11 protein-coding genes are annotated in these 15,526 nt (G+C 39.3%); 7 read left to right on the plus strand and 4 right to left on the minus strand.

The annotated features are described in order from the left end of the window. Nucleotides 1-183: 183 nt before the first annotated feature. Together VNZ46_RS01115 and VNZ46_RS01120 are read left to right on the plus strand one after the other, a co-directional pair. Complete coding sequence (locus VNZ46_RS01115; RefSeq protein ID WP_325558223.1) at nucleotides 184-555, plus strand: hypothetical protein; 372 nt, start codon at nucleotides 184-186, stop codon at nucleotides 553-555. 175 nt (nucleotides 556-730) lie between these two features. Next, nucleotides 731-1,285 (plus strand): RNA polymerase sigma-70 factor, encoded by a 555-nt coding sequence (locus tag VNZ46_RS01120; protein WP_325558224.1) that lies wholly within the window; start codon nucleotides 731-733, stop codon nucleotides 1,283-1,285. Between the two features lie 66 nt (nucleotides 1,286-1,351). Here VNZ46_RS01120 and VNZ46_RS01125 read toward each other — a convergent pair whose 3' ends face one another. Next, entirely contained in the window at nucleotides 1,352-3,961 is a 2,610-nt protein-coding gene (locus VNZ46_RS01125) for a M4 family metallopeptidase (RefSeq protein ID WP_325558225.1), read from the minus strand. Between the two features lie 47 nt (nucleotides 3,962-4,008). Beyond that, on the minus strand, nucleotides 4,009-4,413 hold the full coding sequence (locus VNZ46_RS01130) for a hypothetical protein (RefSeq protein ID WP_325558227.1): 405 nt from the start codon (nucleotides 4,411-4,413) through the stop codon (nucleotides 4,009-4,011). A gap of 182 nt (nucleotides 4,414-4,595) precedes the next feature. Here VNZ46_RS01130 and VNZ46_RS01135 point away from each other — a divergent pair, with 182 nt between their 5' ends. The 5 genes from VNZ46_RS01135 (at nucleotide 4,596) to VNZ46_RS01155 (ending at nucleotide 12,390) form a co-directional block, all read left to right on the plus strand. Next, nucleotides 4,596-5,645, plus strand: coding sequence for a FecR family protein (locus VNZ46_RS01135; RefSeq protein WP_325558228.1), 1,050 nt, complete (start codon nucleotides 4,596-4,598; stop codon nucleotides 5,643-5,645). 142 nt (nucleotides 5,646-5,787) lie between these two features. Further along, nucleotides 5,788-9,105, plus strand: coding sequence for a SusC/RagA family TonB-linked outer membrane protein (locus tag VNZ46_RS01140; protein ID WP_325558229.1), 3,318 nt, complete (start codon nucleotides 5,788-5,790; stop codon nucleotides 9,103-9,105). A gap of 25 nt (nucleotides 9,106-9,130) precedes the next feature. Then, nucleotides 9,131-10,555, plus strand: a complete 1,425-nt coding sequence (locus tag VNZ46_RS01145; protein WP_325558231.1) for a RagB/SusD family nutrient uptake outer membrane protein — start codon at nucleotides 9,131-9,133, stop codon at nucleotides 10,553-10,555. Between the two features lie 10 nt (nucleotides 10,556-10,565). Next, nucleotides 10,566-11,054, plus strand: coding sequence for a protein-disulfide reductase DsbD domain-containing protein (locus tag VNZ46_RS01150; RefSeq protein ID WP_325558232.1), 489 nt, complete (start codon nucleotides 10,566-10,568; stop codon nucleotides 11,052-11,054). Between the two features lie 7 nt (nucleotides 11,055-11,061). Continuing rightward, complete coding sequence (locus VNZ46_RS01155) at nucleotides 11,062-12,390, plus strand: redoxin domain-containing protein (RefSeq protein WP_325558234.1); 1,329 nt, start codon at nucleotides 11,062-11,064, stop codon at nucleotides 12,388-12,390. Between the two features lie 436 nt (nucleotides 12,391-12,826). Here the strand turns inward: VNZ46_RS01155 and VNZ46_RS01160 are convergent, their stop codons facing one another. Both VNZ46_RS01160 and VNZ46_RS01165 read right to left on the minus strand, forming a co-directional pair. Then, the gene (locus VNZ46_RS01160) at nucleotides 12,827-13,090 is read right to left on the minus strand and encodes a hypothetical protein (protein WP_325558235.1); all 264 of its coding nucleotides are present in this window, start codon (nucleotides 13,088-13,090) and stop codon (nucleotides 12,827-12,829) included. Nucleotides 13,091-13,186: 96 nt separating this feature from the next. After that, the coding region (locus VNZ46_RS01165; protein ID WP_325558237.1) for a lanthionine synthetase LanC family protein at nucleotides 13,187-15,526 on the minus strand (2,340 nt) is incomplete at its 5' end.

The following is a 15,526-nucleotide window of genomic DNA, read 5'->3' on the forward strand; positions in this document are numbered from 1 at the left end:
TGTATCGTGGTAAATACATTGTAGACCACGGAGAATAAGCCGGGCTACCCTACATATAGCCAATAAGTAACTATATCATTAAAAAATGAATCTATGCTAAAAAATTTAATTTGGACCAGGGTATTTCTAGTCATAATCCTAATCTGCTTGGTATTTAATTCCTGGCTAATCATTTGGAAAGAAATGCTCCATAACCAACCCATCGAAATCAATTTATTAAAACTCAGCCTAGACGATTATATCTCACTGGCATTAACGCCCGTATTTGTGATCAATGGAGCCATTGCTTTCTCTGCGGTATGGAAACAAAAAAATTTTGCGCCCTACACCTTTAATCGTTGGGCAGTTCGGCGTATAATCCTGCTTATCGCTTTGATCTATTTGGGAATTTACATGACATCAAAATCGCATCTACTTTGCATCACGATATTTATTACTACCGTTCTTTATTTGGCAATAGTTATTGCTTTAAGTAAATATGAAAAATTCTTTTTCAAGCACCCAAACAGCTACGATGAAATTAACAAGAAAAAAATAATGAATACTGGCAGATGATGCCACTAAGAGAATAAAGGATCTATTTTATCTTTACAGCGTAGGCCCCATTCTTGGGGCTTTTTTTATTTCAACATCTTTACATCTGCTATACCCTTGTATTTCGTATTTATTGTATCTAACTTTACTTATCCATCCCTAGGTAACAGCATGTAATTGTTTAACCAAAAAACTAATGAATGCGTACAGACCCCTATCCGATACTGAACTGGCAGCAAAACTGAGCCAGCAGGATAAAGCCGCTTTAGAGGAAATTTACCTGCGGCATTGGGCAGGTTTATACGATTACGCCAGAAAATTAATCCGTGACCAGCAAGCCGCTGAAGACCTGGTACAAGACCTATTTGCTTCTTTACTGGCCAATATGGACCGGATTACCATTACCTCCTCCCTCCAGTCTTATTTGTACAATGCCATCCGGAATAGGGTCATAAAGGCCTATTATAAAGATCAGAACCGGGCAAAGTATGTGGCTTCTTTAAAAGATTTTATAGATACTGGCCAATGTGCCACAGACGAGCTGGTATTGGAACGCGAAATGCGGCAACGTATAGAGGCTGCCATTGCTACATTTCCGCCCAAAATGCGCGAGGTCTATGAAATGAGCCGGACGGAGAACATTACCCGTAAAGAGATTGCCAAAGCTACGCATGTTTCAGAAAACACGGTAAAAACACAAATGACCAGAGCATTAAAGATTTTGCGTTCTAAACTCACGGCATTGTTTTAAAATAAAAGGCTCCCATGCATGGGAGCCTTCTTTCTTTCTCAGGTATAAGCAATTACAACAAAATTATCATTTTTGTAAAATCACTTTCCGCGTTTCTTTCTGCACATCGTCACTGATCTCTATCCAATAAGTACCTGCCGGATTTTTGCTGATATCTACCGTAGCTTTTGTGGTTTTAGCGGGATAACGTATCACCTGGTAGTTTACCCCTGCGCTGGAGAATACCCGGATCATTTTGATTTCCTTTAAACCTTTGCTGGTGGTAGCGGCGTTACTCAAATCGCAGGTAAGCTGTCCTGTACTTGGATTTGGATAAACTTTCAGCGAAATGTTCGACACCGATTTCACCTGGTCGGGCATTTCGTGTTTGCTATCTGCGGTGGTGGTATCCTTATTTGCATCGGGGTTGGCCCTACGTTCCAGACAGTCTCCAGAGCGACGGGCTACGGTCCAACTGCGGGTAACGGCTGTAGTGGTACCGCATGAATTTACCGCACGTAGTTTACACGTATAAGTAGCTGGACCTGGTACGTCCTGATACACATAGTACTCTGTTGCGCCCAAGGTGGCGTTATAGGCGGTTGGGCAGGTTATCCATGTTGTACCTCCATCGGTACTCATTTGGTAGGCAGTTGCTGTAGGGTTCATGGTTCCCTTAATGTTCCATCCGCAAGTAGAAGGATGGGCTACAGCACTCGGAACTGGATCGTTAACCAGGCCTACACGTACTTGTTTACTTACATTGGTAGAACCTCCACAGGCATTGGTTATGGTTGCGGTTACATTCACGGTGGCATTAGAACTACCCACACGTGTTAAGGTAATGGAGGTACCTGTACCGGTTGATGGGGTTACGGAGCCGGTAGGGGCTACACTCCAGCTTACAGATGCACCTGGGGATACGCTGGTCATGCTGTACGTAGCAGAGCTGCATATACCTGCCGGTGCAGTAGACATGGTGCCAGAAAGTACGTAGGCTGGCCCTACGCCAACGGCATAAAAAGCGTTGGTAACTGAAACTTCCTGACAGCTTCCAGTACCATAGAGTACCCTAGCTGCTTGTATCATATTATCGCGGAAATTGGCAAAACTGCTACCGGACACCAGGTAATTCACCTCTGCGTAATATACAATTGCTGCGGTCTGAGTAATGCCAATACCGGTTACGTTATAGGCATTTCCAAGGTCATTTGTGCCGCTACGGCCATCTGACAATACGTATAGTGCATAGCTGATGATGCTCATGTTTCTATGCACACCACAGCCGTCATTTCCACTACCGCCACTTGAGGGGGTGCAACCTACGGTGGCAAAGTAATTGAGACCATTATAGGTATCTGGTTGTGGCACCACGATAGAGGCCTTTGGATTATTGATATAGCGAAGCGGTGTTGTTCCTGCTTCTTCCATCATAGACCATTTAGAGGCTGTTGGTAATTTTACTGATTCAATAACAGCTGCCCAGAAATCGGCAAGTCCTTCGTCAATTGCTCCAGATTCTTTTGCATACACCAAATTGGCCTCTTGGTAGGCAATGGCATGTGCAGTTTCATGTCCAATACAATCTAAGGTGGTCATTGGATTGAAGTAATATGGGCCATAAGCACCAGGGGAGCCAAATACCAATACATTTAAGCTGGAAATGAATCCTGAATTGACCGGTGTGGCCCAATGCGCGTATGCGGTGGGTGTTCCTCCGCTGCCATTGGTGCCTGATCTACCATTTGCATACCAGTAGTCCATCACCTGTTCCATGCCCCAGTGTACGGAAATTGCATCCCACTCTGGGCCGTGTTCTGTTTGCGCCCAGGTATTATCGTTATCTGTCCATTCTGGAGCAGCGGCAAGGTTTGCTGAGGTGGCCGCGTTATAGCCAAGGTCTAAAGTATGCAGAATAACGGAGTTTCTGGTTTCATACAGGCGGTAACCGCCGCCGTAACTATCTGTAACAATAGATCTGAGTCCATTGTAATAGGTATATCCTGTTCCGGGTGCATTAATAGACCTCACTTGATCCAGTGAGGCAATCACGTTACCAGTTTGGGCATCTACATAGACCAATTCATCACTAAATGGCTCTGTAGCCATAATGTGAAATTTCCAGGCAAGGGCAATGGTGTCTATGCCCGGTGTTGATGATTCGGTGATCACCAACTCCCCTACTGGTTGTTGTGCCAGTTCGTTGTTCTGGCTTTTTGCAGCGCTCAGGTCTTGCCAGCTGTAGCGCTTTGCGCCTACTTTGTTAATGGCGGTTTGGAGCGCTATGTCTTGGCTGATAGATGGTGCTACACTAAAATCTGAGGTAATGGTTTTGATGTTTCCATTGGCCGACTCTACGCTGGTAATGCTATGGGTGATGAACTGGGCGCCCTCTACCTTTACGCCGTGAAAATATTGGTCGTACTTTTTGTGGGTATAACCTCTCTGGTCGCTTTTGCTTTTGGCAAATCGGTATTCATCTATACCTGGGCGCGCCTTCAGAATACTGTTGAGCAGTGTTACCTCGTCTTTAAGGGTACGAGATAGATGCATGTCTTGTGTAAAATTGATCTGGGCAATACCTCCGGCTTTATCCCTACGGATAAAGGCCGTATCACCGGTTGGGGTGGAGTCTTGGGCATACAATTGCCCGGTGTACTGGCCTGCGCACAGTAACAACAGTAGAAGTTTCTTCATGCTAAATTATGATTGGTTTTTAAATCTGGAGGGAGGGAGAAATGAGGCTACATACGTTTCAATTCATATCCAGTGACTTCGCCTGTAGGTTGTACAAGTATGAGGTTGCCGTTCTCTACCCGGTCTGGTACGTAATGAGGGGTGAGACCGTAACGCTCTACGCCGTAAAGACTAATCGTACCCCATGTGTAAGCCAAGCCGAATTGTTTGGTATTGCCCGAATACCAGTTTATAGAATCGGCGGTAATGCGCACAAATTGATTTTTTGGATAGCTCGGATAGCCGGTAATTCCACCTGCAACAGATATCACTTGAAAATTACCCTGGGTAATGGCTCTAACCTTTTCTTCGGGCAGGCCTTGTAGGCTATAATTTTGTGGTCCTTTTTCTTTTGCACATGAAATTAAAGTAAACAGGAGAACAAGCAGGTACAGTTTACAGATACAATTCATACACTGAAATTATGCTGACGATTAGGGTACAGATTACAATACACGAGCAATTATGGCGCAAATTACATCCCAAATGGATAGACTAACGTTAATGCGCGGTTAAAAGAAAAAAATAATTTTTCTTCCTGTCACCCCTACCTGATACTTACCGGTCCTACCTGTATAACGCAGTACAGAGCACCATGACAACTGAAGAAGTAGAAGACATTTTAAAAAGATATAGCGAAGGGAATTGTACTCCAGAGGAACAACTATGGGTACACAGCTGGAACAACCAACGTCATGCTCAAGCCAATGATAACGACCCTGCACCTACCATTGATTTACAGAAACGCATTTGGGCTAAAGCGAATGGCCTGGAACATAAGACCTTTAAGCTAAAACCCGCGCATAAATGGGCGTGTGCTGCGGCTATAGCTTTGGTTTTAGCCACCAGCGCCATTTACTTTAGCCACCATAAAACCACCTCCAGCACATATGCTACCGTGAAGGACATACCGCCGGGTACCAACCGGGCGATATTAACCCTGGCTAGTGGCAAACAAATAGCACTTGATAGTAGCCAAAAAGTATATACTGTTGTTCAAACCCCTGGTATATCGGCTATAAACACCATTACAACCCCCAAAGGGGGGCAATATCAGGTGATACTCCCTGATGGTAGCAAAGTGTATTTGAATGCCGCCAGTAGCCTAAAATACCCCGTTAATTTTACCGGAACAGAACGCCGGGTAACTTTAACCGGTGAGGCGTATTTTGAGATTACAAAGAACCCTAGCCATCCCTTTATTGTAACGTGTCTCCAACAATCTGTTAAGGTACTCGGTACACATTTCAATGTGTCCAGTTATCCTGACGAACCGACAAAGACCACATTAGCCGAAGGATCAGTACAAATACTGACGACAACGGGCGTTAAAAAAGCTATCCTCAAACCTGGGCAGCAATCAACCGTAAGTGCCTCAGACTTGCAGGTAAATTCAGTCAATGCGGCTGATGTGATTGCCTGGACGGATGGTTTGTTTGTATTTACAAAAACCAGCTTAAAATCTGTATTAACGCAGGTTGCCCGCTGGTATGATGTAGAAGTAGATTACGACAAACTCCCGGATCAAAACTTTGAAGGTGAAATTTCAAGAAAGGTCAGTTTGCAGGAAGTACTTAAAGCCATTGAACAAGGCAGTGATGTGAAACTGAAGTTAGAAGGAAGGAGGATTATGATTAGAAGCTAACCGTAATTATTTTCTCACAAAAAATAAAAATGCAAAAGCTGAATAAACCGGGGTGGTTGCACACCCCGGTTATCAAAGTCAGTGTTGTATAAATAAGTCGAGTAACCAACCAATTTTAACCAACCAACTAACAACCAAAGATATGAATAATATATTCATTGAAAGAGTACGCCTATGGCTTAAAAAAAGCGCTGGGCCTACGTTTAGTCCACAGATCATTAAATATTGCGTAGCCATGAAATTGTTTATTGTTGTGCTGATATTAAGTTTAAACGTTTCTGCATCTGTCTATTCTCAGAAGATCAGTTTATCTTATAAGAATGCACCCTTACGAGAGGTGCTGCAAAGCATCCGTAAGCAAAGCGGCTATAATTTCCTATTCAATAGTTCCATGCTAACCATCGCCAAACCTGTTACTGTTACGGTAAATGAAGCGAACATTGAAGAAACATTAAATGCCATTTTCATGGACCAGCCTTTTACCTATAAGCTGGAGAATAAAATCATTACCATCAGAAAAAAAGAAGAACCTGGTTTATTTGAAAAGGTAAAGTCTTTTTTGAAGTCTATTACCTTCTCTGGAAAAGTGGTAGATGAAGAAGGAGCGCCTTTACCTGGTGCTACGGTTAAAGCGAATGGAAAAGCAACGTTAACCAATAGTAAGGGGGAGTTTTCCTTGTCTGGTGTAGAAGAAGGAACTGATGTAGTGATCTCTTTTATAGGTTACTTGCCTGTTACCGTAAAAGCCAGTAGAACGTATATGAATATACGTTTAGAGCGTAAAGCCGGTGATTTGAATGAGGTGGTGATTAATAAAGGATATTACACCACGACAAAAGAATTGAACACGGGTAACGTATCTACTGTTTCTGCTGTGGATTTAGAAAAGAATCCGGTAAGTGACCCATTATTGGCATTAGAAGGTAGAGTTCCGGGGCTGTTTATTCAGCAAACTAGTGGAGCCCCTGGTAGATCAGTAACCGTGAGATTAAGAGGACAAAACAGTATTGCGAATGGTAATGATCCTTTGTACATTATTGATGGTGTTCCATTTAATTCAAATCCTTTAAATATGACCTCTTTATCTACTGGTGCAGGAGGAAATACGAGTCCATTAAATGATTTGAATTTAAACGATATTGAGCGTATAGAAGTATTAAAAGACGCAGATGCAACAGCAATCTATGGATCTCGTGGCGCGAACGGAGTAATTTTGATCACTACAAAAAAGGGACGATCAGGACAAAGCAAAATAGATGTAAATATATATACTGGGGGTGGGAAACCAGATCGTAAATTAGATTTGCTGAATACCCCTGAGTATTTAGCCATGCGTCAAAAGGCATTTGATAATGACAAGGCTACTCCTGCTTCTTATGATTATGATGTGAATGGAACTTGGGATAAAAACAGGTATACAGATTGGCAGAAAGTTCTAATAGGTGGAACTGCAAAAGTAACCGATGTTCAGGCCGCACTATCTGGAGGTAATGAATTGACACAATTTAGATTAAGTGGTGGCTATCGCAGTGAAGGAACCGTATTTGCTGGGGACCAGAAAAGCACAAAAGGAAATGGACAAGTTACCATTACTCATACTTCGGAGAATAAAAAATTTCAAGCAGTATTTTCAGGAGGCTATATCGCGAATCTGTATCGTCTTCCTAGTGTAGATTTAGCTAATAATATTTTATTACCACCAAATGCTCCAGCTTTATATGATGCAAATGGAAATTTAAATTGGGCTAATGGTACTTTTGTTAATCCATTAGCGGCAACGCTACAAACATATAAAGAGACTACCAATAACCTGATTTCAAATTTAGCATTGTCCTATCAGATTATACCAGGATTACAACTTAAAAGCAGTTTCGGATATAATAGAAATGAATTAAATCAGCTCCGTTTAATACCTCTCACAAGTGTAAATCCTGCAACTTTGATTTACTATTCTGATCCAACATTAGGGAGAGAAAATGACCAAAGTAATAGTATTACCAGCACATGGATTATAGAGCCACAGGTTTCATATAATAAAAATATATGGAGAGGAAAGTTAGATGTATTAGTTGGTTCTACCTTTCAAGAGAATGCACAAAAAGGACTTTCACAGACTGGTATCGGATTTTCAAATGATGCTTTAATTGAAAATCTTCTTGGCGCTTCAATAGCAGTTATCAATCAAACTACAAATAGTCAATATCGTTATAATGCTCTTTATTCTAGGATAAGTTACAATCTGGAAGATAAATATATTTTAAATTTAACTGGTAGAAGAGATGGTAGTTCAAGATTTGGACCTGGTAAACAATTCGGAAATTTTGGAGCGATAGGAGCAGCTTGGCTATTTGGAAAAGAAAATTTCATTACTCAGAATTTACCCTTTATTAGTTTTGGTAAACTACGCGCGAGTATTGGTAGTACAGGGAATGACAAATTACCAGATTATCAATATCTAAGTACCTATTCTTCTTACTCAACTAGCTATCAAGGAACTAACGGATTATATCCTACTCAACTCACCAATCCATATTATGGTTGGGAAAAAGTAAACAAAATTGAAGCAGGTATTGAACTAGGATTATTGAAGGATCGCATTAACCTAAACGTAAGTTGGTATAGAAATAGAACGAGTAATCAGTTAGTAGGATATAGCCTACCAACTGTGACCGGATTCGATAAAATTCAGGCAAATTTACCCGCAGTGGTACAAAACAAGGGTATAGAAATCGATTTAACCACTATAAACTTTAAAAATAAAAATTTTAGTTGGGAGAGTTCTTTTAATATCGCTGTTCCTAGAAATAAGCTGGTTTCATTCCCTAATATATTGGCTTCAAGTTATGCAACTAAATATGCAATTGGGCAATCGTTATTTGTTAATTATTTATATCAGTATACAGGTATCAATTCATCAACAGGATTATATACTTTCCAGGATCAAAATGGAGACGGAAATATCACTTTCCAAAAAGATAGGATACCCATTTTCGCTGGCCAAGATTTTTATGGAGGCTTAAATAATACGTTTAAATACAAAAGCTGGCAGCTAGATGTTTTGTTATCTTTCACCAAGCAAACAGGAAGAAATTTTTTATTTAGTGTAATGCCTGGTATAATGAGTAACCAGCCCAAGGGTATATTAACTGCTAATAATCTTCAACCCTTTTCTCAAAATTACGGGGGGGCTTTTTATCCTACTAATAGTTTATTTAATTCTAGTGATGCAACTATTACAGACGCTTCTTTTATCCGGTGTAAAAATGTTTCACTTGCTTGGAGTTTTCCTCATAAATGGCAGCAAATCAGGTTTATTAAAGGAGGCAAGATATATATGCAGTGCCAAAACTTGTTTACCATTACGGGATATAAGGGCTTAGACCCGGAAACTTTAGGAGGTGGCTTCGTTACTTTGCCTCCCTTACGTATGGTCACAGCTGGTGTACAGTTTAGTTTATAAAATATTTAACCTTAATCCGATTATTATGAAAACTATATATGCTTACATGCTCATCATTTCCTGTAGCCTGTTCTTAGAATCGTGTAAGAAATTTGTAGAAATTGATCCACCAACGACACAGCTGGTTACTGTAAAAGTCTTTGATAACAATGAATCTGCCATTGCTGCATTAACGGGCATTTATTCAAGAATGAATAACGACAGTACCTTACCTTATACTTTTTCTTTACAAACTGGTCTCGAAGCTGATGAATTAAAAAATTACTCAACTTCTACTAGTATGGTACAAATGTATAAGAACGCATTAAATGCTATTGAGGCTACTACTCCAAATTATTGGAAACTTGGTTACAACTATATCTATCAGGCAAACGCTGTTTGGGAAGGCTGTAATACTTCAACACAATTAAGTCCTGCTGTTAAAAAGCAATTGATGGCTGAGGCTTTATTTATTAGGGCTTATTGGACTTTTTATCTAACTAACCTTTTCGGTAATGTACCTTTAGTTACAACTACAGACTACACGATCAATTCTAAAGCGTCTAATGCTTCGAAAGATCAGTTATATAATCAAATGATTGCAGACCTGGTTAAAGCAGAAGCAGATTTGAATGTGAATTATGTTGATGGAACGTCAGTAGCAACCACTACTGATCGGATTAGACCTAATCAATATGCAGCTGCGGCTTTACTTGCCCGTGTTTATTTGTATGCTGGCAATTATGCAGCTGCGGAGCAGGAAGCCACTAAAGTAATTAACTATGTTTCACTATATAAGATTGCCTCTATTAACAATGTATTCCTAAAAACAAGTTCTGAGGCTATATGGCAAATTATGATGCCTATGCCTTCCAGTATAGGAAATACGTATGAAGGTGCCTACTTTAATCTAGGTAAAGTCCCTGCAAGCGGGCTAACCAATAATGCTACTGTCAGTACTCAGCTATTGAATGCTTTTGAGCCTGGAGACCTAAGAAAAATTAATTGGATCAGTAGCTTTACCAGTGGCACACAGGTATATTATTTTCCTTATAAATATAAAGAAAAAGGTTCTTCCACTATAACGGAATACACTACCCCGCTTCGTTTAAGTGAACAATATTTAATTAGAGCTGAGGCGAGAGCACAACAGGGAACTTTATCTGGAGCTATTGGTGACACAGACGTTATTAGAAATCGCGCAGGACTTACTTTGATTAAAGACACCAATCCGAATATCAATAAAGCGGATTTACTAACAGTCATTCTTCGTGAAAGACAGGTGGAGTTATTTACAGAGTATGGTCATCGTTGGTTAGACTTAAAAAGAACAGGAAATGTTGATGCAGTGATGATGCAAGTTTGTCCATTAAAGGGCGGCACATGGAGTAGTTACAAACAGTTATGGCCCATTCCTCAAACAGAATTACAGAATGATGTAAATCTTTCTCAAAATACGGGATATAATTAAATACAAAACGATGAAAGCCTCATTTATATTCTTAGCTGCGTTATTTATCTCTTTTACTGTTTGTTCTCAGATCGTTCAAGATCCTGTTAAATGGAGCTACAAGGTAATTAAAAACAGGAATGATGAGTATAAATTAATAGTACGAGCCAAAATTTTAAAAGATTGGCACATTTATGCTCAGCAACAACCTAAAGATGCCCTGTCTACTCCCACTAAGTTAGAATTTTCTTTTCCAAAGAGTATTCATTTATTGGGAAAGCCTATTGAAAAAGGAAATAAAGAGAAACAGTTAGTAGAAGTACTTGATATTACCCAATACTATTATAAAGATCAGGTGGATTTTGTTCAAAATATCGCTTTTACAGGAAAAGGTACCGTAAAAGTTTCCTGTAAAATTTCTTACATGGCCTGTAATGAACAAATGTGCTTGCCGGTTAAGGATTTTAATTTTTGGGTGTATTTACCTATTCAAGTACCAAAGAGAGAATCTTTTCAATAAACAAATCATGAAAATAAATAAAACCATTATTATACTTCTATTACTTGTTATGGGAAGTATATATATTAAAGCCCAAGAGAGGGAATTGCAATATCCAGAAGTTGGTAAACCATGTCCAAATTTTACCTTACAAGATGTTCAACATTATTCCAAAAGTATGCTTTCTGTAAAAGATTTTAAAGGGCAATATGTAATCTTTGATTTTTGGAGTAAAACCTGTATGAGTTGTATAAAAAGTTTCCCACATACTAATCAAATTCAGAAGCAATTTAAAGATAATTTGAATATGGTTCTAGTAGGATACGCAGATAAAGAAAATCAAATTAAACCATTGTACGAAAAATTACAATCTAAATATCAACTTCAATTAATTGCTGCCTTTGATTCTACTACAATGAAAAGAATAATTCCTCCTGGGCAGGGAGTTCCACATTTAATATGGGTGGACAAAGAAGGAATTATTAAGGCCATTACTTCTAGTGATGATCTTAATGAAGATAACATTAAGAAATTCATTACAAAAAGAGATTTTGACGTTGAAGATAGGAGCTTTAAAGGTATGCAGAGGGAAAAATTAGCTTATAATCCAGATAAACCTTTTCTAATTAATGATAATGGAGGAACAGATACTTCCTTTAATTATCGTACTTTATTAGTCGAATGGAAACCAGGTATGTCTAACCCTTATGCCGGTGGAGATATTGATTTCAATATAAAGGCAATTCATCAGGCAAGTTTTACTTGCATAAAAATGCCTTTGAATGTTTTATATGATTTTGCCTACAGGGGTACATGTATGACGGATTTTGATTACTATGCAAGGCCAATTCTGGAAGTGAGAGATTCATCTTTATTTAATTTTACAACGGGAGGAGACGCCAAAAATATGTACTCCTATAGTTTAACAATCCCTTATCAAAATGCAACAAAAGAAAAGATGATGAAAGTTATGCAAGGTGACCTGACAAACTATTTTGGATATAACGGAAAAGTGGAATTTAGGGAGGTGCCATGTCTTATATTAACTTTACTAGATAAAACTAAAATTAGTGAGTTACAAAAAAAACAAAAGCGCTTGCTTAATTGGGCTAATGGACGAGTAGGAATATTTCAAGATATACCGATTGATGATATTTGTAGAATTATTGGTCATGATTTGTTGAACACTCCAAGAATTATAAATGAAACTGGTTTAACTGGAAATATAAATCTAAAATTAGGAAGTGTTTTATCTACTGATTTGATTTCTGTCAATAAAGCATTAAATTTAAATGGCCTTGATTTACGTCCAGCAAAGAGGAGAATGAAAGTATTAGTTATTAAAGATTCTAATTAATTCTTTTTAAATAAATAGTTTACTGTGCCAGCATTTACCTTCTGGCACAGTAAACTATTAAAATAAAAACCAATTTTTATCATGTATGTAAAAGGGTTCTGCAAAGATTTGTTCCAGTTGCTTTACTGTGAAACAGCTGTTTCGGCTGCGCACCAGTTCCAACTGTTAATGTACAACCGGATGCACCAGTAATACAATCAAACGTTACATCTATTGGCTTACAAGGACTACCGGTACTCCCAGAGATATAAAAATATGTATTATTTCTCTGGTGTGTTGCAGTCGCAAATGCCCCTACTGCGGCTAATAACAAGGTAGTAACACCCAGTATTTTTTTTGAAATCGGCATACATTTAATGTTTGAAGTTTAGAAAATTCACCTACTCTTTTATTAAGGTTTTCGGTGGCCCCTTTTTCTATAGAAAGACTTTTGAATTTAAGCTACTTTTAATGGTGTTCTACAGGTATTTACTGTCAACTGTGAAAGGAATAGTTGTTTAGGTTGTGCTCCTGTTCCTACAACAGATGTGCAACCTGTTCCACCTGGGATACAACTAAAGTCGCGAGTAATGGACTTACAACCTCCACTACCAGATTGGTAGAAATAAGTATTAGATCTTTGATGCGTAGTGGTTGCAAATGCACCTACTGCTGCTAACAGCATTATAGTAATGCCAGCAATGTCTTTTGAAATTTTCATAACTGAAATTTTTAATTTTTAAAAATGGACCTACTCTATTACAGGTTTTCGGTATTCCCCTTTGCCTTTCTGTTGAAAGGACTTTATTCTATATAGCTACAAAGAATCTTTACTAATCAAATCCGCATACTGCATTAAAAAATAAATCACCCCCGTAGTACCTGTTAAAAAACCTGAGTCATAATTATCTACTCCATCCACATTCCAATATCCTTTATCTTCTTCTGCCTGATGAAAGGTAGCCAAGCATAATCCGGCTATCCATTCTGCTTCACGTTTCCATCTTTCATCACCTAACACTTTGGCTGCTTCTACATAAGTGATCCCCAATCCCGATAAACCCAAAGCAAAGCTATAATCTGGCCTGATCTGTAAACTTGGTAAAGAAGCTAAGACTTTTTCTGCTGCTTGTTTATAAGCCTCCTTTTTGCAATATTTATATGCTTGGATATACAGTAGGGCTATTCCTGTTTTTCCGTAAAACAGCGTATCGTCTTTTTTTACTCTTCCTATCTCTTGTTGAATACTGTTGATCCCTATTTCTATGGATTGTTTTAAACTTTGATTTGGAAAAAGCTGGTAGCATTCCAGTAGAAATAAAACGATACCTGCTTGGCCCATTGCAAGGCCCAGTGTAAGGTGTTTTTCTTCTGGGGTACTGTCTATGGTCCAACTTCCTTGTTTCTGCTGTTGCCGGAGCAGTAAGGTGGTATAATGCTGGAGCTTTTGCTGAAAAAGTTCTGTCGGTATATAGTCTTTTAATAAGATCCAGGCTAAGCCTTGTCCTGCGATGCCTTCTGCCATATCAAAGGTTGTGGCATCAGTACTAAAACATTGCACTAAATAATCTCTATAGCTATGGGATGCAGGAAGGAGCTTTGCTTTAATGGCATAGCCCAATGTTAAAGCCAATCCTGCATTTCCATTTAAAAGACCTGGTTGCTCTGGATGATATCGATTTAAAAAAGAGCTTTCAAAATAGGGCATCAGCGGTGTAACAAATTCCCGAAGATCTTGGACCTGATCTCCTTTAAGAAATGGACGAGATAGCAGAGCCAAAATACCCGTGATGGGGCAAAGTACGCCGCTGGCGGCAAAGCGTATGTATTTAACATTGCTTACACCGTGTTCTGCTTGCTTTGTTGCACCAAATACTTGGCCTATGGTAGAGAACTGTTCTACACTCAGGCCGTTTATGGCACTTGCTATAACCTGGTGCAAACTCTGGGTATTCCTTGCAGGTGTTGCGCTGGCCTTCCTATCTTTTACATCTGCCAGGGTCATTCTAAACTTTGCCAGTTCTGAGGCCAATTGTTTAAGGCTCGGCCTTTGGGCTGGTTGATCAAAGCAAGTGCTAATTACCTGGGCTAAACGTTCGTTGCCTACAAAGTAGGTCAAGGATTTGGAGAGTTGCTGTGCATGTTGCCGATCCAACTTTAAGGGGGGCATATTGGTAAATGATGCAATCATCAAGGCTCCAAAGCCATAAATATCATCTTCAAAGATGGGTGCTTCTTCCTCATGTTGTTCTTTAGACATAAAGCCTTCTGTTCCGCCGTTAAAAGCGGGGTGTTTGGCTGCAATTGAATAGGCCATTTCCATATCAATCAAATAGATTTCATCCTTTTTATTGATCATGAAATTTACTGGGGTTAAGTCTCTGTGTATATAGCCTTTCTCATGTAGCTTTTCAATGATCTCCAATATCCGCAGCAGGTAATTGATGATGTGCTGTTGTGCTTTTTGTTCCAGGTGTTGCCAATGCCTGCCTTGATAAATAGTGCTGATCTTCGTTTCTAAGGATACGCCTTTAATGTATTCCATAGCCAGATAGGTATCTCCATTGTGTGTAAAGAGGTCTATAATTTCGGGTATGTGTATAGTACCTTTCAGGTCTTGGTGTATCTGGTGTTGTGATCTTAACCGATGCCCTATGTCTTGCCCGTGTTCATCTGCCCACATGGCTTTGTGGCCTTGTTTTATAATGCAACTGCCTATGTTTAAAAATCCTTTGATGTAAAAGGCTCTAATGACGCTGCCTTTAATATCGGCCTTGATTACTTCTTTTGGGTAGTATTTTCCTTGTATTATTTTGCCGCTTTTTTCTGGTGTTTTGACCAGTGATCCGTATAGTGTGGCCTGTTTTGCTGGCACATAGATGCTTTCGCTGAGCTGTGCATCACCAGGTATGGCAGGTCCATAAAACTGCGGGGTAAGATGTACCAATCTGATGGCTGTTTTTCTGGCGCTTTCCTGGTCAGAGAAATAGATTTTTATAATCTTGCCTAGTTCACTAATGCCTATAAAACCATTCAGTATACTCTTTGCCGTGAGTTTGTCTTGTACAAACTGGAAGGGGATATTTTCTATAATCAATTCGGGTATCACAATTTCTAAGAGTTGTTCTACCTGACCAATAATAACAGAGAGGTGTAT

Source organism: Pedobacter sp., from assembly GCF_035566355.1.
In the GTDB taxonomy this organism is placed as follows: domain Bacteria; phylum Bacteroidota; class Bacteroidia; order Sphingobacteriales; family Sphingobacteriaceae; genus Pedobacter.

Coding starts and splice junctions, on each gene's coding strand:
- VNZ46_RS01120 (WP_325558224.1), top strand. CDS start 731: ATGAATGCGTACAGACCCCTATCCGATACTGAACTGGCAGCAAAACTG.
- VNZ46_RS01140 (WP_325558229.1), top strand. CDS start 5,788: ATGAATAATATATTCATTGAAAGAGTACGCCTATGGCTTAAAAAAAGC.
- VNZ46_RS01145 (WP_325558231.1), top strand. CDS start 9,131: ATGAAAACTATATATGCTTACATGCTCATCATTTCCTGTAGCCTGTTC.
- VNZ46_RS01135 (WP_325558228.1), top strand. CDS start 4,596: ATGACAACTGAAGAAGTAGAAGACATTTTAAAAAGATATAGCGAAGGG.
- VNZ46_RS01150 (WP_325558232.1), top strand. CDS start 10,566: ATGAAAGCCTCATTTATATTCTTAGCTGCGTTATTTATCTCTTTTACT.
- VNZ46_RS01155 (WP_325558234.1), top strand. CDS start 11,062: ATGAAAATAAATAAAACCATTATTATACTTCTATTACTTGTTATGGGA.
- VNZ46_RS01160 (WP_325558235.1), bottom strand. CDS start 13,090: ATGAAAATTTCAAAAGACATTGCTGGCATTACTATAATGCTGTTAGCA.
- VNZ46_RS01115 (WP_325558223.1), top strand. CDS start 184: ATGCTCCATAACCAACCCATCGAAATCAATTTATTAAAACTCAGCCTA.
- VNZ46_RS01130 (WP_325558227.1), bottom strand. CDS start 4,413: ATGAATTGTATCTGTAAACTGTACCTGCTTGTTCTCCTGTTTACTTTA.
- VNZ46_RS01125 (WP_325558225.1), bottom strand. CDS start 3,961: ATGAAGAAACTTCTACTGTTGTTACTGTGCGCAGGCCAGTACACCGGG.